Origin of the sequence: Shigella sp. FC1967, assembly GCF_001743005.1 — a bacterium.
Lineage (GTDB): Bacteria > Pseudomonadota > Gammaproteobacteria > Enterobacterales > Enterobacteriaceae > Proteus.
Genome location: NZ_MIIZ01001224.1, coordinates 1 through 466 on the forward strand (window position 1 = coordinate 1; position 466 = coordinate 466).

The 466-nt window shown below is 53.6% G+C and carries 2 protein-coding genes; both read right to left on the reverse strand.

Features of this window, described 5'->3' with window-relative positions; all coding sequences use genetic code 11:
- Nucleotides 1-215: hypothetical protein (locus BHE89_RS20495; RefSeq protein ID WP_128860270.1), on the reverse strand; the 215-nt coding region annotated here is incomplete at its 3' end.
- A gap of 4 nt (nucleotides 216-219) precedes the next feature.
- The gene (gene mobI / locus BHE89_RS20500) at nucleotides 220-462 is read right to left on the reverse strand and encodes a conjugative transfer protein MobI(A/C) (RefSeq protein WP_458694250.1); all 243 of its coding nucleotides are present in this window, start codon (nucleotides 460-462) and stop codon (nucleotides 220-222) included.
- Between the last annotated feature and the right edge of the window lie 4 nt (nucleotides 463-466).

Genomic DNA, 466 nt, shown 5'->3' on the forward strand with positions numbered 1-466 from the left:
ATGCGACGCTTAGCCCCCGCAGTGCTGCTCATGAAGCGCAGGGCTGCCGCTTCATACCGGAAATGGGCGAACTCACCCCGAAGAGTGCTATCTGTCCCCTGTAGCGATTGTGGGCGCTTTGACAGGGCAGGGCGAGGATGGCTGGCGACTTTCTTGATCATCGCTTCACATTTCCCCAGTTTCGCCATTTCAGTGGCCGCTACAGATGCTGTCATGTTGTCACACCTCGTCGCTATGTGTCTTGTTTAGCTGGCGCTCGTACTCGTTTAGCGCCCGGCGAATTTTTGCTAAGGCAGTGGCGCGTTGTCTTAACACGGCATACCTGGTTTCAACTTGCTGGATCAACTCTTGTGCCCAGGCAGGCTCTTTTCTTGAAGTGCGACATGCTATAGGCATGACCCCGACCCTTCTTGATATGTGTCGATAGAACCCTTTTCTTTTGTCCGGGAACCTGTTCGACAAATCT